This window comes from Kribbella sp. CA-253562, assembly GCF_050942265.1.
In the GTDB taxonomy this organism is placed as follows: domain Bacteria; phylum Actinomycetota; class Actinomycetes; order Propionibacteriales; family Kribbellaceae; genus Kribbella.
Map to the genome: position 1 here is coordinate 8039888 of NZ_CP192049.1, position 18093 is coordinate 8057980.

Here is an 18093-nt window from a genome sequence, read left to right on the forward strand (position 1 = left end):
AGCGGCTCAGGCGAGGGACTGCAGGCCCAGCACCGAGAGAAGCTTGAGTTTTTCGGCGGCCTCGGAGTTCGGGGCGGCGGTGTAGACGACCAGGCGCAGGTCGCTGCCGGGCACGGTGAGGATGTCGCAGTCGACGGCGATCGCGCCGAGTTCGGGGTGGTGGATGATCTTCTGGTCGGACTGGTGGAAGCCGACCAGGTGCTGGTCCCAGGCGTCGGCGAAGGCGGGACTGGCCGCGCGGAGGTCGGTGACCAGGGCGCGCAGGTCCGCGTCGCGGGGGTAGCGGGCGACGGCGGCGCGCAGGTCGGTGACCATGCCGACCAGGAAGCGCCGGGCCTGCTTCTCGGTCTGCTCGACCCGGCCCGAGTTGGGCAGCAACCCATCCGCACCTCCGATGCAGTGCCGCCAGACGAGGTTGCGTTGCCGGCCGCGCAGCGCTGAGACGTCGCCCAGCAGCGCCGCCCACATCGCGTTCCAGCTGATGATCGTCCAGGCCGCGTCGTGCACGCTGACCGGTGCGCCGTCGAGCTGGTCGATCATGCGCTGCACGCCGGGCGGGATGTGGGTCGAGATCTGCCCGGGCGACGGCGACGCCTGGCCGGTCAGGGCGAAGAGGTGCTCGCGTTCGCCGTCGGTGAGCCGGAGAGCCCGGGCGAGCGAGGTCAGGACCTGGACCGAGGGCGCCGAGGAACGCCCCTGCTCGAGCCGGATGACGTAGTCCACCGACAGTCCGGCCAGTTGGGCCAGCTCCTCGCGCCGCAGCCCGGGCGCCCGTCGTACGCCGCCTACCGGGAGGCCGACCGCTGCTGGGGTGACCCGGTCACGCCAGGCGTGCAGGGTCTTGCCGAGTTCGGACACCTCACCAGTATTGCCGTCGACGCCGGTGACAGCCTGGTACTGCGACTCCGCACGCTGGCCGGCGGAGCTACGGCGTCAGCGCGTCCAGCCAGCCGAAGAGGCGGTCGACCAGCGTCGGGTCGTCGGGGTCGGTGACCGGCGGCGTCGGCGACGGCGTACTGGTCGGCCGCGGCGACGAGGGCGTTGTGGTCGGAGGGACAGTCGGAGGCGGCGGCACGGTCGGGCTCGGGGTCGAAGTCGGCGTCGGCAGCACCGGAGGCCTGGCGGTGATCGTCGGCAGAACGCGACGGTTCCGGTCCTCCGCCGTGCCCGTCGTCGGAGCGCCGGGAGTCGGGCGGCCGGAGCTGTCGCCGGAGCGACCGTCTGGCTGGACGTCCTGGTGGCGGACTCCCGGCGGCTCGGTCGAGTACGCCGGCGTCGGGCTCACCTCCGGCCGGGGATCGCCCTGGATCGACGGGTAGGGCAGGTCCGACGCCACGGCCGACGGCGGCCCGGCGACCGGCGCGACCGCGTTGGTCGCCTCGGACCACGGCAGTGGTAGCAGGCCGACGCCGGCCAGGGCGGCGTACAGGCCGATGGGCAGGGCAATGCAGGCGGCGGTACGGCGAACCCTCGTGCTCCTCAGCAGGGTTCTCCGCGGTGCTGCCTGTTCTTCCTCGGAGAACAGACTCACAGTTCCGGCACAGTAGCGGGTGTACACACGTTTCAAACAGGTCTTGGAACGGATCTTCACCATTTTTGCCGGTGCTGCCACCGGGCAGACTGCTCGGCATGACCCTTTTGCTGCTGCACGGCCTCGGCGCGACCCGCCGGGTCTGGGACGGCTGGACCGCCGCCCTCACCCCCGACCTCCCCGGCCACGGCACGGCCGATCCGCTCGACAGCTACAGCTTCGAGTCGATCACCGCCGCCGTCGCCGAGAACCTGCCCGACCGCGTCAGTGTCATCGGCCACTCGCTCGGCGGCGTGATCGCGCTCGAACTGGCCAGCGGCCGGTACGGCGTACGCGTCGACCGGGTGATCGCGCTCGGCGTGAAGGTGACCTGGTCCGACGAGGACCTGGCGCGCACTGCCGCCCTCGCCGCCAAGCCGGTGACCTGGTTCGACCACCGGGACGACGCCGCCCAGCGCTACCTCAAGGTCTCCGGCCTGCAAGGACTCGTCGACCCGGCGAGTGACGCCGTCGACCACGGACTGCGCGAGCAGGACGGCCGCTGGCGACTCGCCCTCGACCCGCGCGCCTTCGGCGTCGGTGCGCCCGCCATGGGCCGGCTGCTCCGCGAGGCCCAGGCGGACGTCGTACTGGCGCGGGGTGAGCTGGACCCGATGAACACCGACGCCGAGCTCGCCGCGCTGCACGACACCGTGATCACGCTGCCGGGCCTCGGGCACAACGCCCACGTGGAGGACCCGTCAGCACTCGATCACGTTGACGGCCAGGCCGCCTCGTGACGTCTCCTTGTACTTGACCTTCATGTCCGCGCCGGTCTCGCGCATGGTCTTGATCACCTTGTCCAGCGTGACCACGTGCACCCCGTCGCCGTGCATCGCCATCCGGGCCGCGTTGATCGCCTTCACCGCGGCCATCGCGTTGCGCTCGATGCACGGGATCTGAACGAGGCCGCCGACCGGGTCGCAGGTCAGGCCGAGGTTGTGCTCCATCGCGATCTCGGCCGCGTTCTCGACCTGCTCGGGCGTACCGCCGAGCACCTCGCACAGGCCGGCCGCGGCCATCGAGCAGGCCGAGCCGACCTCGCCCTGACAGCCGACCTCGGCGCCGGAGATCGACGCGTTCTCCTTGTACAGCACGCCGATCGCGGCGGCCGCGAGCAGGAACCGGACCACGCCGTCCTCGGTCGCGCCGGGCACGAACCGCCGGTAGTAGTGCAGTACGGCGGGAATGATGCCCGCGGCACCGTTCGTCGGCGCGGTGACGATCCGGCCGCCGGCGGCGTTCTGCTCGTTCACCGCCAGCGCGAACAGGTTCACCCAGTCCATCACCTTGAGCGGGTCCACCGACCAGGGATCACGGGTGAGCTTCTGGTGCAGCGCGTGCGCCCGGCGCGGGACCTTCAGGCCGCCCGGCAGGACTCCCTCGGTCTCGCAGCCCTCCTGCACGCAGTCCTGCATCACCTGCCAGATGTGCAGCAGGCCGTCGCGGATCTCGGACTCCTCGCGCCAGGCCAGCTCGTTGGCGAGCATCACCTCGCTGATCGGCAGGCCGGACTCCCGGCACCGGTCGAGCAGCTCGGCGCCGGACAGGAACGGGTACTTCAGCGGCGTCCGGTCCTCGACGATCCGGTCCCCGGCGGCCGCGTCCTCGTCGACGACGAAGCCGCCGCCGACCGAGTAGTACGTGCGTTCGCGCAGTACGGCGCCGGCCGCGTCGCGAGCGACGAACGTCATTCCGTTCGGGTGGTAGGGCAAGGCCTTGCGGCGGTGCATCACCAGTTGGGTGTTCTCGTCGAACGCGATCTCGTGCTCGCCGGCCAGCCGGAGCCGCCCGGCCGCGCGGATCGCCGCGACCCGGCGCTCGACAGAGCGGGTGTCGACGGTCTCGGGGTCCTCACCCTCCAGACCAAGCAGGACCGCTTTGTTGCTGCCGTGCCCGTGCCCGGTCGCCCCGAGCGAGCCGAACAGCTGCGCCTCGACGGCCGCCGTCCTGGTGAGCAGGCCGTCGGCGGCCAGGCCGGCGGCGAACGTGCGGGCCGCGCGCATCGGTCCCACGGTGTGGGAGCTCGACGGGCCGATCCCGATGCTGAACAGATCGAAGACGCTGATCGCCATGTGGAGGATTCCTTCCGGTCGTCGTTGACCGATCGGTTGACCTCCCCGCTCTGTCAGACGCAGCGTCTTCCAGAGGTGCCTCGCCCGTGCGGTGAAGGGGCCTGAGAGATTCTTGGGGAGAGTTGCTCCTACGGCGCCCGGGTCCGTCACACCTTCTGGCCCGGGTCTCTCCCGCACGGGTTCATACGGCGGGTGGTACTCGCCGCGACGGTACGGCGCACGCCTGGGGCGCGTCAATCCGGAGAGGGGCGTCGGCGTGGGCCGCGGCAGGTGATCAGCCCAGGCGGTTGGTGCGCCCGGCCCAGAGTTCGAAGAACCAGGTGAACAACGGGGGGATGCTGGCGGCCAGCGCGAGCAGCGTGGTCGGCCAGGTCCAGCGCAGCGGTTTGCGGACCACGGCGACGGTGAGCACGTAGAGCACGAAGATGCCGCCGTGGATCGGGCCGAAGATCTTGACGCCGATCTCGTTGTCCGACAGCACGTACTTGAACAGCATCCCGATCAGCAGACCGGTCCAGGAGACCGCCTCGGCGATCGCCACGACGCGGAACCAGGTCGCGTGCTTGGAACCAGCCGGCGCGTCCACGGCTGCAACGGTTTCGGTCATCAGACAGCGACCCTAACAAGCCGCTCAACAGTGCTTTCCGGCCCGGGTCCGCTCCGGGTCCGCACCGGATGCCGGTCAGGGTGAAGGCGGCCAAGGATCGACGTGTTCCCCACGACAGGAGATCCCGTGCACCGACGAACGAGCACCTGGATCGCGGCCCTGGCTGCCGTCACGGCGATGGTCGCCGTGCCGGCCACCGCCGCGGCCGGCGCCACCAGGACGCCAAGCTCCCCCGCGCCCGCCCCCATCGCCTCACGCTCGATCGACTGGCAGCCGTGCCGGCCCGAGCCCGGCGACACCCCCGAGGAGATCAGGCTGCTGCCGGGCTCCGACTGCGCCACCATCACCGTGCCGATCGACTGGAACAACCCTGCCGACGGCACCTTCGAGCTCGCGGTCGCGCGCCGCAAGGCCCTGCAGCCGACCGAACGCGCCGGCGTCCTGGTGTTCGGACCTGGTGGCCCCGGCGACTCCGGCGTCGACCGGATCCGGACCGGCATGAGCCGGTTCAGCCAGAACCTCGAGAACCGGTTCGACATCGTCAGCCTCGACCCGCGCGGAGTGGCTCGCAGCGCGCCGGTCACCTGCTCGGCCGCGCTGGTCGCCCGTCAGCCGTCGCCGATCCTGAGCGGCCAGGCCGAGTTCGACGCGACCGTGAAGTACAACCGCGAGCTCGCCGCGGACTGCCGCGCGCACACCGGCCCGGTCTACGACCACCTCGACATGCTGCAGACCATCCGGGACGTCGACGCGATCCGCGCCGCCCTGGGCGAGTCCCGGATCTCCTTCCACGGCAGCTCGTACGGCACGCTGCTCGGTCAGCAGTACGCCGCGCGCTTCCCGCAGCGGGTCCGCGCCCTGGTCCTGGAGAGCGTCTACGACCACGGCTCGGCGACCACCGGCGAGTTCCTCGACGTCCAGGCGTGGGCGGCGCAGGACTCGTTCGACGAGTTCGTGAAGTGGTGCGCCCGGACGACGAGTTGCGCGCTGCACGGCCGCGACGTCCACGCCGTCTGGGACGGGCTGCTGGCCCGCGCGGGCCGCGGGGAACTGCCCGATCCGCAGCGGCCGGCGTACCCGGTGAACCAGTTCCAGCTGAGCTTCGCGGTGTTCCGGTTGTTGTACGACCCGCAATGGACGCGGCTCGCCGACACGCTCGCGCGGCTGGAGAAGAGCGCCCCGCCGACCGCGCAGCCGCCGGTGCCATCCGGCCTGGTCAAGAACCCGATCGTCGTGATCTGCCGCGACATGAGCCTGCCGGTGCGCGACTTCCGCGAGTACGCCGGTCACCTGCGCCGGCTGGCCAAGGACTACCCGGACCTGCGATACCCCGGGCAGTTGATGGCCGTGACGTCCTGCCTCGGGCTCCCCGGCGCGGTCAATCCGCAGCGTGATCCCAAGCCGTACCAGTTGCGAACGCCGGCGCTGCTGATCAACAGCCTGCACGATCCGGCCACCGGGTACCGCTCCGCGCGCAGCGTCGCCAAGCAGTTCGGACGGGACGGCGTACTGGTCACGTACCGGGGCTGGGGCCATGGCAGCTACACCACCAGCCCGTGCGTGGAGGCGACGGTCGACGACTATCTGGTCGAGCTGAGCGTGCCGCATCGTGGTTCCCACTGCCCCGCGGTACCACCCGAGGGCTAAACCGATTAACGAAGGATCACCCTCGGTCGATCAGCGTTCGACAGGGGGTGATCCGTGGTTCACCCGAAGGCTTTCCCTTGACCACCGGTGTCCAGGGCAACCACTACCGTCCGTTCCCTTGTGGTCATCGTCCGTAGCCTCAACGATTCCCTCACCGTGGCCCTGTGAGGCAAGGCCACCAGAGGAACCGGATGTGACCATGTCCTTTGTTTCCCCGCCCCGTCCCCGACAGTTCCGCAAGACCCTGGCCGGAGCTGCCCTGGCCCTCGGACTCGGCGCCGCCGCCCTGGTGCCGATCCAGACCGCCAGCAGCGCGCCGGCCCCCGCCCCGATCGACGGTGTGTACGACGTCCTCGGCAAGAGCTGGGGTGTCTCCGCGTCGGAGGCCAAACTCCGGCTCGACGCCGAGCACAGCAAGGCCGACACGCTCGAAGCGGTGCAGGCCCAGCTGGCCAAGGCGTCCCGCGTCGCCACCGCCGAGCCCGGTCTGGACGGCGCGTTCTTCGACTCCGCCCGTCGGCTCGTCGTGAACGTGCACACCACCCAGGCCGCGGAAGTTGCCAAGGCCAACGGCCTGACGCCGCGCACCGTGGCGCGCGGTGAGAAGGCGCTCACCGCGCTGCAGACCAAGGTCCAAGCGCTGGCCGACAGGTCCGGCTCGACCCAGGTCCAGACGATCGGCGCCGACCTGCCGACCGACCGTGTGCAGGTCGTGCTGCAGCCCGGCCGGCAGTCCGCGAAGACCGTTGCCCTGGTCAAGCAGTTGCGGGCGATCCCGGGCGTCGACGTGTCCACCAACAGCACCACGCTGACGATGACCGCCGACGTGGTCGGCGGCCGGATCATGGACCTGGTGCCGGGCACGAACTGCTCGCTCGGTTACCCGGGCACGCTGAGCAACGGCAACAACGTGCTGCTCAGCGCCGGCCACTGCGTCGAGGGCAACCCGGACGTGCTGGACGCCGGCGGCACCCACATCGGCAGGGGCATCGCGAGCCGGTTCCGGACCGGACAGCCCAGCGTCGACATGGGCCTGATGGACATCGACGCCGAGGACATCGGCCGTGGCTACATCGACAACCGCAACGGGCAGACCACCCGGGTCACCGGATCGTCGAAGGCGCCGGTCGGCTCGACGATCTGCAAGGCCGGCAACACCACCGGCTGGACCTGCGGCACGATCCAGCAGTACAACCTGACCGTCAACTACGGCGGCGCGGGCGGCAGCATCACCCGCACCAGCGGCCTGGCCCGCTCGACGGTCTGCACCGAGGGCGGCGACTCCGGCGGCGCCTACATCTCCGGCACGACCGCCCAGGGCATGACGTCCGGCGGCCCGAACGACGGCCACGACTGCGGCTTCAACCAGGGCGGCAACGCCACCGGCTCGTACTCGTTCTACCAGCCGGTCGTGGACGCCGCGAGCTACTACGGGGTCACGCTGACCCGAGGCTGATTCCCGGCCAGGCCGAAGCCCTCACCACCCGGTGAGGGCTTCGGTTGTGTCAGACGGACTCGAGCACGCGGCACAGCTGGTCACCCTGGACCACCCGGCTGGACAGTTCCAGCAGTTCGCCGCAGGCGGTCTCCAGCGCCTGCGACTGGGTGGCACAGCCGTCGACGTACCAGAACGGGTCGTCGGGCTGCGGGTCGTCCGCGTCGTCGATGTCGGCATACCAGTGCCGACCACCGGCACAGCCGCAGTAGAGCACCCGCACCCGCAGGTTCATGGCCGTTCCCCCGTAGCGATGAATTCCTTGGGTCCCCCCGGGCCCAAGGCGGGGCCGTCCGGCCGGCGCGTGGCCGCGGCCCCCCACTGCCACGCGCCGAGCCGAGATCGACCCTCCCCCGCTGCTTACATCGGTCCAGACCAGCCGAGTGTTACTACCTGTGACGAGATTATTTTCGGTGACCGCCCGACGACTCAGGGCTGCTGCGCCTTGACCCACTGCTCGAGGCCGTCGGCGGTGATCGGCAGCGGCTCGGTGAGGATCTCCAGGCGGTCAGCGTGCACGACCACGTTGTCCTCGATCCGGATGCCGATCCCGCGCAGTTCCGGCGGCACGGTCTCGTCGTGCGGGTGGAAGTACAGGCCGGGCTCGACCGCCAGCGCCATGCCGACCTCGAGATCGGCGGCGAAGTACGTCTCCGGCCGGGCCGCGTCGCAGTCGTGCACGTCCAAGCCGATGAAGTGGCCGAGCCCGCAGACGACGTACCGGCGGTGCTGCTGCCCGTCCGGCCCGAGCGCCTCGTCCAGCGAGACGTCGAGGATGCCCCAGTCGCGCAGTCCCTCGACCAGCACCCGCATCGCCTCGTACTGGAAGGCCCGGTACGGCGCACCCGGTGTGACCGCCGCGAGCGCGGCCAGCTGCGCCTTGTGGACCAGGTCGTACACCTGACGCTGCGCGGCGGTGAACTCGCCGGTCGCCGGGAACGTCCGGGTCACGTCGGCGGTGTAGAGCGTCCGGGTCTCGACGCCGGCGTCCAGCAGGATCACGTCGCCCTCGCGCACCGCGCCGTCGTTGCGGACCCAGTGCAGCACCGGCGCGTGGTTGCCAGCAGCAACGATCGACGCGTAGCCGACGCCGTTGCCCGCGGTCCGGGCGCGCCGGTCGAAGGTGCCCTCGAGCCAGCGCTCGCCACCGCCGCGGATCGCCTCGGGCAACTCCCGGGCGACGTCGGCGAAGCCCTGCACGCTGGCCTCGACCGCCTCCCGCAGCTGGTCGAGCTCCCAGTCGTCCTTGATCCGGCGCAGCTCGGAGATCGACTGGCGCAGGATGTCGCCGTCGGTCCGCGAGGTCCGCACCAGCGCGTCCAGCATCGGCTCCACGCCGGGCACCGACAGCATGTACGGTACGGCGCCGCGCAGCGCCGTTGGCAGTTCCTCGATCGGGCGGCAGGCGATCTGCAACGCCTCCGACCAGTCCTTCAGCCCCGGCACCGGGCCGATCCACAGCTCACCGTCGCGGGCGTTCGCGAAGTAGTCCGGCTCGTCCGGCCCGGCCGTCTCGCGCAGGTAGAGCGTCGCGTCGCCGTCCGCCGAGATCACCAGCACCGCGCCCTCGGCCTGGCACCCGGTCAGCCAGACGAAGTCGCTGTCGGCCCGGAACCGGTAGTCGGTGTCGTTCGACCGCACCGGCGCGCGCCCGGCTCCGAGCGCGATCCGCCGTCCCGGCAGCGCCGTACTGAGCCGGCGGCGGTGTTCAGCAGCCGCCTCGGCCAGCCCCTCGGGCAGCACCACCGAGCGGTCGACCGGTCCCCAGTTGCGGCCGATCTCGTCGCGGAACCCCTTCGCGTCGATCGGCCGGTAGGACTTGCGCTGCTCTTCGGTCCGGTCTTCAGTCATGCCCCTGCTCCCCTTAAGGCTGTCGGTACACGTCGTCCGGCACGTCGGTCACGAACATGTGCCCGGGGGCATGGGTGATCGCGAACGGGGGCCGTGAAGCCATCAACGCAGCTTGGGGTGTCACTCCGCAAGCCCAAAAAACCGGTACGTCGCCCGGTTCGCTGTCCACTGCTTCCCCGAAGTCCGGTACGGCGAGGTCACGCACGCCGAGCGCGGCCGGTTCGCCGATGTGCACGGGTGCTCCGTGGACCTGCGGCATCCGTCCGGTGACCTGGACCGCGGTGGCGACCATCCCGGCCGGGATCGGCCGCATCGACACCACGAGCGGACCGGACAGCCGCCCGGCCGGACGGCAGTCGACCGACGTCCGGTACATCGACACGTTCCGGCCCTGCTCGATATTGCGGACCGGTACGCCGGCGTCGAGCAGCGCGGTCTCGAAGCTGAAGCTGCAGCCGATCAGGAAGCTGACCAGGTCGTCGCGCCACAGCCCGGTGATCTCGCTCGGCTCGTCGACCAGCTCGCCGTCGCGCCAGACCCGGTACTGCGGAAGGTCGGTGCGCAGGTCCGCGTCCGGGGCGAGCGTCGTACGGAAGGATCCGGCGTCGGTGACGTCGAGCAGCGGCACCGGCTGCGGGTTGCGCTGACCGAACAGCAGCATGTCGTAGGCCCAGTCGCGGGGCACGATCACAAGGTTGGCTTGGGTGAACCCGGGCGCATGGCCGCTGGTCGGCGCGATCAGCCCGTCCCGGTACAGCGCCCGGGCTCCGGCCGGGGTGGTGGCGTCCGTGGTCATCGATGGCTCCTCACAAGTCAGGGCGGGCGGCGGACAGCCCGGCGGCACGCAGAGCGGGCCCGATGGTGGTGCCGAACGCCTCCACCTCGGCCCGCGGCAGGTCGTAGGTCGTGGCCCAGCTGTGCGCTGGGAACAGGAACACCCGGTGCGTGCCGAGCTCGTCGTGCGCCCGGATCAGCCGGTCGGCGCACTGCTCGGCGGTCCCGAACAGCCCGTAGGCGTCGAGAATCCGGTCGGTCAGCTCGTCGTCGAGGTCCTCGTGCGGTCCGTCGGGTACGTCGAGTCCGGCGTGCCGCAGCCAGGTCAGGTTGGACGCGCTCGGGTACCGCAGCCACGGTTGTCCCTCGCGGAACCATCCACGTGGCCAGGCCCGGACGGTGTCCTGGTCGCCGAGCCCGAACGGCACGATCAGGATCTCCTCGATCGAGGCCGGGTCGCGGCCGGCCCGCTCCGCGCCGATCCGGACGTGCCGACGGGCCGCCTCGACGCCGGCCGGATCCAGCCCGACCAGCATCATCACGCCGTCGGCCACCTCACCGGCCAGCTCCAGCAATTTCGGTCCGGACGCCAGCACGATCACGCGAGAGCCGGTCTCCGGCCGGTGGAACAGCTCGAGATCATGACCGTCGAGCGTGGCCCGGCCCTCACCGAGCAACCCGCGCAAGGTGAGCACGATCTCGCGCAGCCGGTCACGGCGGGCCTTCGGCTCGCCGGCCTTCTCCACCGACAAGAACCCGGGTGCGACGGTCAGCATCGCGCGACCAGGCGCCAGCTCGTCGAGCGAGTTCGCCAGGGCGGCCGAGACCAGCGGATGCCGGGTGACCACGTTCGAGGTCGCCGGGTAGAGCGACAGGTGCCGGGTCCGGGACGCCATCGCCGCCAGTACGACGTACGCGTCGCGGCCGGTGTGGTGGTGATCCGGTACGCCGATGCCGTCGAGCCCGGCCGCCTCGGCCTGGACGGCGAACTCGGCCAACTCCGGAATCGGCCGACCGACCGGAACCCGGAGATCGACACGCAACGGGCTCATCGGTGACCTCCCAGAGGCCGGGTCAGCTCAAGGGCGGGCGCGGAACGCGGCGAGCAGTGCGGCTTCGGAGTCGAGCATGTACTGCTGCAGCTCGTCCGCGGCCTGCCCGTAGCGGCCGGCTTCGAGCAGCTCGAGCAGCGAGCGGTTGCGCGCGATGTAGGGCTCGTGCAGCGCTTGGGGAGTCGCGATGACGTGGAAGAGCAGGCGCAGCTCGGCGAGCAGGCGGCCGGTGATCTCGTCCATCCGGTTGCTGCCGGCCAGGCCGACGAGATGCCGGTGGAAGCGCATGTTCGCCGTACCGACGGCGACCCAGTCGCCGGCCCGCGCCGCGGCTTCGCTGGCGGCGACGTCCTCACGGAGCGGTTCGAGCCGGTCCGCGGGAAGGTCGGCCAGCGACCGGACGACGTCACACTCCAGGACCCGGCGGAGCCGGTAGAGGTCGACCAGGTCGTCCTCGGTGAGGTCGGGAACGAAGACGCCGCGGTGCATCCGGTGCACCAGCAGCCCTTCGTGGGTGAGCAAGCGGAAGGCCTCGCGCAGCGTGTTCCGGCTGACCTGGAGGGCTTCCTTGAGCAGCTCCTCGGACAGCTGGGTCCCGGGCCGGAGATCGCCTTCGGTGATCCGGCGGCGGAGCACGTCGGCGACCCGCTCGGCCGAGCTGCTCCGGTCGAACAGGGCCGCGTCGACCGCGACGGCCCGCAGCCAGGACGTGTCGGTCCCGGGTTCGGCCGGCGGTCGGATCTCGCTCGAGCTGGACACCGTCGCATCATCACCCACTCCGGGACAGGAAGTGAAACCGCGTTGAACGAGAGTCTTGCAGGATTGTTGAACAATATCTACCCTCGGGAATCACGAGACGCGATCGACCGCCCACTGAATGCGTCCACAGACCCCTTGGGAGCCTGCGATGATCCGCAAGAAGCTCTTCCCCGCCGCACTGGTCGCACTGAACGTCGCGGCCGCCGCCACGCTGGTAGCCACCGGAGGGAGCACCACGATGGCCGCAACCGAACCACCGAAGCCCTCCTCGGCCTGCGTCGCACCAGGCACGGTGCTGACCGTCGAGGAGCAGCGCACGACGCTGAGCCTGCCCGGCCGGACCACCCCGGCCGCCCGTGACTTCATCGAGGCCGCCGGCTTCGAGGGCATCGTCGACGACTTCGCCGCCAAGCTGTGCGACTACACGAGCGTCGGCCAGGCCGGTACGGCGATCAAGGCGGCCGGCGCCGCGCTGTGGAAGACCGCCGTCGACCGCGCCCAGGGCCGGCTCACTTCCGGCACCATCGACCGGTACGACGACCGCCCGCTCTACTGGGCCCGTACGTCGATGAGCCGGGCGGTGCGCGAGTGGCAGGCGCCGTTCCCGCTGACCAGCCTGCAGCGCCAGGCGATCCTGCGGCAGTTCAACTACGCCTCCCGCGGCATCGACCAGGTGGCGTTCCCGAAGAACAGCACCAAGCTGCTGGTCAGCGGGTTCGACACCTACAGCCTCGACGCCAGCCTGCGGAACTCCAACCCGTCCGGCGCCTCCGCGCTGCAGCTCGACGGCCGCACGGTGAAGACCAAGCACGGCACGGTCACCATCCAGGCAGTGGTCTTCCCGGTGAACTGGACCGACTTCGACCAGGGCATCGTCGAGGACGCCTTCGGCCCGTGGCTGGTGAACCGCAAGGACCCGCGCTACCAGGGCGCGATCGACGCGCTGATGACGATCAGCCAGACCGGCCGCGGCCAGATGAACATCGAGAAGTGGGCCGGCGGCTTCCGCGGCGGCTCCCCGGACAACAACCGGTCGATCAACTGGGGCCCGATCTCGGCCGCCGCGCTCTGGCCGCAGCCGCAGCCGTCGCCGCAGTTCATCCACACCACGCTGCCGTACCAGGCGATGATCGACGCCGGCACCGGCCCGTGGCCGGTCAAGCTCAACCCGGGCATCACCGAGTGGCCGGCCGGCACCTTCCCCGACCCGACCGCGCTGCGCACCGCGCCGGACCCGTCGCCGGGTTCGCGGGCGGCCAGCGCCCCGGGCGGCAACTACCTGTCGAACGAGTCGATGTACCGCACCAACCGGCTTCGGCTGGGTACCGGGCACCCGACGCTGCCGGGTGGGCACCTGCACATCTCGGCACTGGAGTACCCCACCGATGCGAGCGCACTGACCAGCCCCGCGTTCGAGGCTGACCGCAAGGCTGTCGTGGACCAGACCGTCGCCCTCGTCGAGGCCGCCGGTAAGGCCGTCCGGCGCTGACGCCGCGGTCCCCTTCCCACCCCGCCTGCTGAGTTCAGGAGAGCACCATGGCCAACCCGCCGCCGTCCAAACCGCCGACCAAGCCCAGCTCCCAGCGTTCGGTACGCCGTACCGGCCGGCCCACCTCCGAGGGCACCGGCGCGATGAAGACCAGTACCCGGTCCACGCTGATCGGGGCGATGTTCCTGATGGCGACCTCGGCCATCGGGCCGGGCTTCATCACCCAGACCACGACGTTCACGGTCCAGCTCGGAGCCGCGTTCGCTTTCGCCATCGCCGCGTCGATCCTGGTCGACATCGCCCTGCAGCTGAACGTCTGGCGGGTGATCGGGGTGTCCGGCCGGCGTGCCCAGGAGCTCGGCAACCTGGTCGCCCCCGGCCTCGGCTGGGTGATGGCCGCGCTGCTGCTGGCCGGCGGCCTGGTCTTCAACATCGGCAACGTCTCCGGCTCCGGCCTGGGCACCGACGCGATGTTCGGGCTGGACCCGAAGCTCGGCGGCGCGCTGTCCGCCCTTGTTGCCATCGGCATCTTCTTGTCGAAGCGCGCCGGGCTGGCGATGGACCGGATCGTGTTCGTGCTCGGCGCGCTGATGATCGTGCTGACCACCTACATCGCGATCACCTCCGGCCCTCCGGTCGGGGAGGCGCTGAAAAACGTCGTGCTGCCCGAGCAGGTCGATTTCCTGGCCATCACCACGCTGATCGGCGGCACGATCGGCGGCTACATCGTGTACGCCGGCGCGCACCGCCTGCTCGACTCCGGGGTGAGCGGGCCGGAACACATCCGCGACATCACCCGCGGCTCGGTGACCGGCATCCTGATCACCGGCGTGATGCGGATCGTGCTGTTCCTGGCGATTCTCGGTGTGGTCGCCGGCGGGGCGGCGCTGGACCCGAAGAGTCAGGCCGCGTCGGCGTTCCAGCACGCCGCCGGTGAGGTCGGGCTGCGGGTCTTCGGCATCGTGCTGTGGGCCGCGGCGATCACCAGCGTGATCGGCGCGTCGTACACGACGGTCTCGTTCATCACCTCGCGGACCAAGACCAGCGAGCGGCTGCGCACCGCGCTGGTGGTCGCCTTCATCGCCGTCACCACGATCATCTACGTGTCGATCGGTACGCCGCCGGCCACGCTGCTGGTGTTCGCCGGCGCGTTCAACGGCCTGCTGCTGCCGGTCGGGATCGGTGTGATTCTCTGGGTGGCATGGCGGCGCAAGGACCTGCTGAACGGGTACAAGTACCCGGCCTGGCTGCTCGGCATCGGCGGCGCGGCCTGGCTGCTCACCATCTACCTGGCGGTGCGCTCGGTGCGGCCCGTCATCGAACTGTTCAATTGATCCGGCCGGACGCCTGAAGGAGGAACCATGAACACCGTCGATCTGAACGCCGACCTCGGCGAGGGCTACGGCCGTTGGGCGATGGGTGACGACAACGCCCTGCTCGACGTCGTCACCAGCGCCAACGTCGCCTGCGGTTTCCACGCCGGGGACCCCTCCATCATGCGTGCGGTCTGCCGGCGGGCCGCCGATCGCGACGTCGCGATCGGCGCGCACGTCGGGTACGCCGACAAGGCCGGCTTCGGCCGCCGGTTCATCGACGTCGAGCCGGCCGTGCTGCGCGACGAGGTGCTCTACCAGATCGCCGCGCTGGACGCCTTCGCCCGGGTCGCCGGGTCGGAGGTCAGCTACGTCAAGCCGCACGGCGCGCTCTACAACACGATCGGGCATCACGAGGAGCAGGCCGCGGCCGTCGTCGCGGCGGTCGCCGACTACGACCGCGCGCTGCCGGTGCTCGGTCTGCCCGGCGCGGTCTGGCTCAAGCTCGCCGAGGAGGCCGGGCTGAAGGTCGTGCACGAGGCCTTCGCCGACCGGGCGTACACGCCGGAGGGCACGCTGGTGTCCCGCCGGCTACCCGGCTCGGTGCTGCACGACGAGCGGGAGATCGCCCGGCGGTGTGTGGCGATGGCGACCGGAGCCCCGATCAAGGACGTCGAGGGTGGCGAGCTGAAGCTGCGCCCCGGCTCGATCTGCGTGCACGGCGACACCCCGGGCGCCGTACAGATCGCGCAGCGCGTTCGCAAGAGCCTGACCGACGCCGGGGTCGAGCTCACCCCGTTCGCGGCCTGATGCGCCGGTGCGGTTGCTCGCCGGTGAGCGTGGCCTGATGCGTGTCCTTCCGTGCGGCAGCTCGGCGCTGCTCGTGGAGCTCGGGAACCTCGACGAGGTCCTCGGGTACTACGCGGCGCTGCGCGCCGACCCGCCGGCCGGTGTCGTCGACATCGTGCCGGCGGGCCGGACGGTGATGGTGGTCGTCGACCCCGCCGTCACCAGCCTCACGGCCCTGGAACGCTCGCTGCTGGCGACGGTTGCCGTCGAGGACCGCCGGACCGGTGGGGACCTGGTCGAGATCCCCGTCGTCTACGACGGGGAGGATCTCGCCGACGTCGCCGGATTGCTCGGCTGCTCGGTCGACGAGGTCGTCCGGCGCCACACCGCCGAGCAGTGGACGGTCGCCTTCTGCGGCTTCGCGCCCGGCTTCGGTTATCTGACCGGCGAATCGGACTGGGACATCCCCCGGCGGTCGTCGCCGCGTACCAAGGTTCCGGCCGGCTCGGTCGCGCTGGCCGGGGAGTTCAGCGGAATCTATCCGCGCGAATCGCCGGGCGGCTGGCAGCTGCTGGGGCACACCGACGTCGCGGTCTTCGACCTCAATCGCGACCCCGCAGCGCTACTGAGCCCCGGCCGTCGGGTCCGCTTCGTCGACGCTTCCGATCGGCGGAACGGATGACCGCCCACTTCGAGGTCCTGCAGACCGGACCACTCACCACCGTGCAGGACCTCGGCCGCCCCGGCCAGGCCGCGCTCGGCATCGGCCGGTCCGGCGCCTGCGACCGGACGTCGTACCAGCTGGCGAATCGTCTGGTCGGCAACCACCCCGACGCGGCCGCCCTGGAGGTCACCTTCGGCGGCCTGTCGCTGGTCGCCGACTCCGACCTCGTCTACGCGATCACCGGAGCACCATGCGCCGGCGTCCCGCTCAACGCCCCGGCACTTCTCCGCAAGGGCGAAGTGCTGCAGCTGGGCACGCCACGCACCGGCCTGCGCACGTACGTCGCCTTCCGCGGCGGTGTCGATGTCGAGCCGGTGCTCGGCTCCCGCTCGACCGATCTGCTCTCCGGCCTCGGCCCGGCGCCGGTCGCCGTCGGAGACGTCATTGCCCTCGGCAAGGACCACGGACCGATGCCCGGTGTCGACCTGGCGCCGGTCGCCGATCCGCCGGGCGGCGAGGTGACCGTGCGGGTCCTTCCCGGTCCCCGCCGCGACTGGTTCACCGACGCGGGCTGGGCATCGCTGACCGGCCAGTCCTACACCGTCAGCAGCAACAGCAACCGGGTCGGCGTCCGGCTGGAAGGTTCGCCGCTGGAGCGGGCCCGGGACGGCGAACTGCCCAGCGAGGGCATGGAGCTCGGCGCCCTGCAGATCCCGCCGTCCGGTCTCCCGGTGCTGTTCCTCGCCGACCACCCGGTCACCGGCGGCTACCCGGTGATCGGCTACGTCGCCGCCCCGGACCTGGACGCCTGCGCCCAACTCCGGCCCGGCCAAACCCTCCGCTTCCGCAGCCTCTGATCGCAACGCCGACGTCCACCACTGATCAACCTCCCGGCGGCCACCGAGTTCACGCTCAACACACCGCGATACAGCCCGGCTCACGGGGCTTGATCAGTGGTGCACGTCGACCATTCCCGGCGACCTCAGAGCACGAACCCGGTCGGGAACGGATCCGACGGATCGAGCAGGTAGTTGCCCATCCCCGTGATCCACGCCCGCCCACGCACTGTCGGCACCACCCCCGGCCGATCGCCGACCATCGTTGTCGCCAGCAACCGTCCGGTGAAACTCGTGCCGATGAACGACTCGTTGACGAAGTCGGTCTCCAGCGCCAGCTCACCCCGGGCGTGCAGCTGCGCCATCCGCGCGCACGTCCCGGTCCCGCACGGCGACCGGTCGAACCAGCCCGGATGGATCGCCATCGCGTTGCGCGAGTGACTCCCGTTCCGCCCGGGGGCGGTGAACTGCACGTGCTTGCACCCCGAGATCCCCGGGTCCTCCGGATGCACCGGCCGGTCGGTCTCGTTGATCGCCGCCATGATGTCCAGCCCGGCCTGCAGGATCCTGTCCTTGTCCGCCCGGTCGAACGGGATGCCCAGTTGGTCCAGCGGCAGGATCGCGTAGAAGTTGCCGCCGTAGGCCATGTCGTACGTGACCGTCCCGAGCCCTTTCACCTCCACCGAGGCGTCCAGCGCGTGCGCGTACGCCGGGACGTTGCGCAGCGTCACGTGTTCGGCCCGTCCGTCGCGCACCGCCACGTCGACCACGACCAGGCCGGCGGGGGTGTCCAGCCGGACCTGCGTGACCGGTTCGCTGACCGGGACCATGCCCGACTCGACCAGCACGGTCGCGACCCCGATCGTGCCGTGCCCGCACATCGGGAGGCAGCCGGACACCTCGATGTAGAGCACGCCCCAGTCGGCGTCCGGCCGGGTCGGCGGCTGCAGGATCGCGCCGCTCATCGCCGAGTGACCGCGCGGCTCGTTCATCAGGAACAGCCGCAGGTCGTCGAGATTGGCCAGGAAGTACTGCCGGCGTTCCTCCATCGTCGCGCCCGGGATCACGCCCACCCCGCCGGTGATCACCCGGGTCGGCATGCCCTCGGTGTGCGAGTCGATCGCGCTCAGGGTGCGGATTGATCTCATGCCGGCGCTCCTTCGGTCAGCGGC

General features: G+C 70.9%; 18 protein-coding genes and 1 riboswitch. Of the genes, 8 read left to right on the forward strand and 10 right to left on the reverse strand.

Annotated features, from left to right (window positions below):
* Window positions 1–6: 6 nt before the first annotated feature.
* Both ACQPXM_RS38205 and ACQPXM_RS38210 read right to left on the reverse strand, forming a co-directional pair.
* Window positions 7–858 carry a helix-turn-helix transcriptional regulator gene (locus ACQPXM_RS38205; RefSeq protein WP_432942861.1) on the reverse strand — a complete coding sequence of 284 codons (852 nt, stop codon included), beginning with the start codon at window positions 856–858 and terminating at the stop codon, window positions 7–9.
* Window positions 859–925: 67 nt separating this feature from the next.
* Window positions 926–1531 carry a hypothetical protein gene (locus ACQPXM_RS38210; RefSeq protein WP_432942862.1) on the reverse strand — a complete coding sequence of 202 codons (606 nt, stop codon included), beginning with the start codon at window positions 1529–1531 and terminating at the stop codon, window positions 926–928.
* 98 nt (window positions 1532–1629) lie between these two features.
* Here ACQPXM_RS38210 and ACQPXM_RS38215 point away from each other — a divergent pair, with 98 nt between their 5' ends.
* A complete protein-coding gene (locus ACQPXM_RS38215; RefSeq protein WP_432942863.1) occupies window positions 1630–2310 on the forward strand; it encodes an alpha/beta fold hydrolase in 681 nt (226 codons plus the stop codon).
* Here ACQPXM_RS38215 and ACQPXM_RS38220 read toward each other — a convergent pair.
* Together ACQPXM_RS38220 and ACQPXM_RS38225 are read right to left on the reverse strand one after the other, a co-directional pair.
* Window positions 2272–3645 (reverse strand): L-serine ammonia-lyase, encoded by a 1374-nt coding sequence (locus ACQPXM_RS38220; RefSeq protein ID WP_432942864.1) that lies wholly within the window; start codon window positions 3643–3645, stop codon window positions 2272–2274. The two genes, ACQPXM_RS38215 and ACQPXM_RS38220, sit on opposite strands and share 39 nt — an antisense overlap.
* 79 nt (window positions 3646–3724) lie before the next feature.
* Window positions 3725–3829: riboswitch (glycine riboswitch) on the reverse strand.
* A 90-nt stretch (window positions 3830–3919) separates the two neighbouring features.
* A complete protein-coding gene (locus ACQPXM_RS38225; protein WP_432942865.1) occupies window positions 3920–4252 on the reverse strand; it encodes a DUF3817 domain-containing protein in 333 nt (110 codons plus the stop codon).
* 126 nt (window positions 4253–4378) lie between these two features.
* Between ACQPXM_RS38225 and ACQPXM_RS38230 the strand changes: the two genes are divergently transcribed.
* Both ACQPXM_RS38230 and ACQPXM_RS38235 read left to right on the forward strand, forming a co-directional pair.
* Window positions 4379–5899 carry an alpha/beta hydrolase gene (locus ACQPXM_RS38230; protein WP_432942866.1) on the forward strand — a complete coding sequence of 507 codons (1521 nt, stop codon included), beginning with the start codon at window positions 4379–4381 and terminating at the stop codon, window positions 5897–5899.
* 199 nt (window positions 5900–6098) lie between these two features.
* Window positions 6099–7355, forward strand: coding sequence for a S1 family peptidase (locus ACQPXM_RS38235; protein WP_432942867.1), 1257 nt, complete (start codon window positions 6099–6101; stop codon window positions 7353–7355).
* Between the two features lie 49 nt (window positions 7356–7404).
* Here the strand turns inward: ACQPXM_RS38235 and ACQPXM_RS38240 are convergent, their stop codons facing one another.
* The 5 genes from ACQPXM_RS38240 to ACQPXM_RS38260 form a co-directional block, all read right to left on the reverse strand.
* Entirely contained in the window at window positions 7405–7629 is a 225-nt protein-coding gene (locus tag ACQPXM_RS38240; RefSeq protein ID WP_432942868.1) for a hypothetical protein, read from the reverse strand.
* 194 nt (window positions 7630–7823) lie between these two features.
* Entirely contained in the window at window positions 7824–9245 is a 1422-nt protein-coding gene (locus tag ACQPXM_RS38245) for an aminopeptidase P family protein (RefSeq protein ID WP_432942869.1), read from the reverse strand.
* 13 nt (window positions 9246–9258) lie between these two features.
* Window positions 9259–10041: a putative hydro-lyase gene (locus ACQPXM_RS38250; RefSeq protein WP_432942870.1), complete on the reverse strand. Its 783-nt coding sequence runs from the start codon at window positions 10039–10041 to the stop codon at window positions 9259–9261.
* Between the two features lie 10 nt (window positions 10042–10051).
* Window positions 10052–11071 carry an LLM class flavin-dependent oxidoreductase gene (locus tag ACQPXM_RS38255; RefSeq protein WP_432942871.1) on the reverse strand — a complete coding sequence of 340 codons (1020 nt, stop codon included), beginning with the start codon at window positions 11069–11071 and terminating at the stop codon, window positions 10052–10054.
* A 27-nt stretch (window positions 11072–11098) separates the two neighbouring features.
* On the reverse strand, window positions 11099–11830 hold the full coding sequence (locus ACQPXM_RS38260) for a GntR family transcriptional regulator (RefSeq protein ID WP_432942872.1): 732 nt from the start codon (window positions 11828–11830) through the stop codon (window positions 11099–11101).
* A 148-nt stretch (window positions 11831–11978) separates the two neighbouring features.
* Between ACQPXM_RS38260 and ACQPXM_RS38265 the strand changes: the two genes are divergently transcribed.
* From ACQPXM_RS38265 to ACQPXM_RS38285, 5 genes are read left to right on the forward strand one after another with little or no spacing between them, the layout of a single operon-like run.
* Window positions 11979–13319: a hypothetical protein gene (locus tag ACQPXM_RS38265; RefSeq protein ID WP_432942873.1), complete on the forward strand. Its 1341-nt coding sequence runs from the start codon at window positions 11979–11981 to the stop codon at window positions 13317–13319.
* 47 nt (window positions 13320–13366) lie between these two features.
* Window positions 13367–14653, forward strand: coding sequence for an NRAMP family divalent metal transporter (locus tag ACQPXM_RS38270; protein ID WP_432942874.1), 1287 nt, complete (start codon window positions 13367–13369; stop codon window positions 14651–14653).
* Between the two features lie 27 nt (window positions 14654–14680).
* Window positions 14681–15442, forward strand: a complete 762-nt coding sequence (locus ACQPXM_RS38275; RefSeq protein WP_432942875.1) for a LamB/YcsF family protein — start codon at window positions 14681–14683, stop codon at window positions 15440–15442.
* Between the two features lie 37 nt (window positions 15443–15479).
* Window positions 15480–16103 carry a 5-oxoprolinase subunit B family protein gene (locus ACQPXM_RS38280; protein ID WP_432942876.1) on the forward strand — a complete coding sequence of 208 codons (624 nt, stop codon included), beginning with the start codon at window positions 15480–15482 and terminating at the stop codon, window positions 16101–16103.
* Window positions 16100–16942, forward strand: coding sequence for a biotin-dependent carboxyltransferase family protein (locus ACQPXM_RS38285; protein WP_432942877.1), 843 nt, complete (start codon window positions 16100–16102; stop codon window positions 16940–16942). Before ACQPXM_RS38280 ends, ACQPXM_RS38285 begins: the two co-directional genes overlap by 4 nt.
* A gap of 125 nt (window positions 16943–17067) precedes the next feature.
* On the opposite strand, the gene ACQPXM_RS38290 is transcribed toward ACQPXM_RS38285, so the two are convergent.
* The gene (locus ACQPXM_RS38290; RefSeq protein WP_432942878.1) at window positions 17068–18069 is read right to left on the reverse strand and encodes a proline racemase family protein; all 1002 of its coding nucleotides are present in this window, start codon (window positions 18067–18069) and stop codon (window positions 17068–17070) included.
* Window positions 18070–18093 lie beyond the last annotated feature (24 nt).

Coding starts and splice junctions, on each gene's coding strand:
- ACQPXM_RS38215 (WP_432942863.1), top strand. CDS start 1,630: ATGACCCTTTTGCTGCTGCACGGCCTCGGCGCGACCCGCCGGGTCTGG.
- ACQPXM_RS38220 (WP_432942864.1), bottom strand. CDS start 3,645: ATGGCGATCAGCGTCTTCGATCTGTTCAGCATCGGGATCGGCCCGTCG.
- ACQPXM_RS38225 (WP_432942865.1), bottom strand. CDS start 4,252: ATGACCGAAACCGTTGCAGCCGTGGACGCGCCGGCTGGTTCCAAGCAC.
- ACQPXM_RS38235 (WP_432942867.1), top strand. CDS start 6,099: ATGTCCTTTGTTTCCCCGCCCCGTCCCCGACAGTTCCGCAAGACCCTG.
- ACQPXM_RS38240 (WP_432942868.1), bottom strand. CDS start 7,629: ATGAACCTGCGGGTGCGGGTGCTCTACTGCGGCTGTGCCGGTGGTCGG.
- ACQPXM_RS38245 (WP_432942869.1), bottom strand. CDS start 9,245: ATGACTGAAGACCGGACCGAAGAGCAGCGCAAGTCCTACCGGCCGATC.
- ACQPXM_RS38250 (WP_432942870.1), bottom strand. CDS start 10,041: ATGACCACGGACGCCACCACCCCGGCCGGAGCCCGGGCGCTGTACCGG.
- ACQPXM_RS38255 (WP_432942871.1), bottom strand. CDS start 11,071: ATGAGCCCGTTGCGTGTCGATCTCCGGGTTCCGGTCGGTCGGCCGATT.
- ACQPXM_RS38265 (WP_432942873.1), top strand. CDS start 11,979: ATGATCCGCAAGAAGCTCTTCCCCGCCGCACTGGTCGCACTGAACGTC.
- ACQPXM_RS38270 (WP_432942874.1), top strand. CDS start 13,367: ATGGCCAACCCGCCGCCGTCCAAACCGCCGACCAAGCCCAGCTCCCAG.
- ACQPXM_RS38275 (WP_432942875.1), top strand. CDS start 14,681: ATGAACACCGTCGATCTGAACGCCGACCTCGGCGAGGGCTACGGCCGT.
- ACQPXM_RS38280 (WP_432942876.1), top strand. CDS start 15,480: ATGCGTGTCCTTCCGTGCGGCAGCTCGGCGCTGCTCGTGGAGCTCGGG.
- ACQPXM_RS38285 (WP_432942877.1), top strand. CDS start 16,100: ATGACCGCCCACTTCGAGGTCCTGCAGACCGGACCACTCACCACCGTG.
- ACQPXM_RS38290 (WP_432942878.1), bottom strand. CDS start 18,069: ATGAGATCAATCCGCACCCTGAGCGCGATCGACTCGCACACCGAGGGC.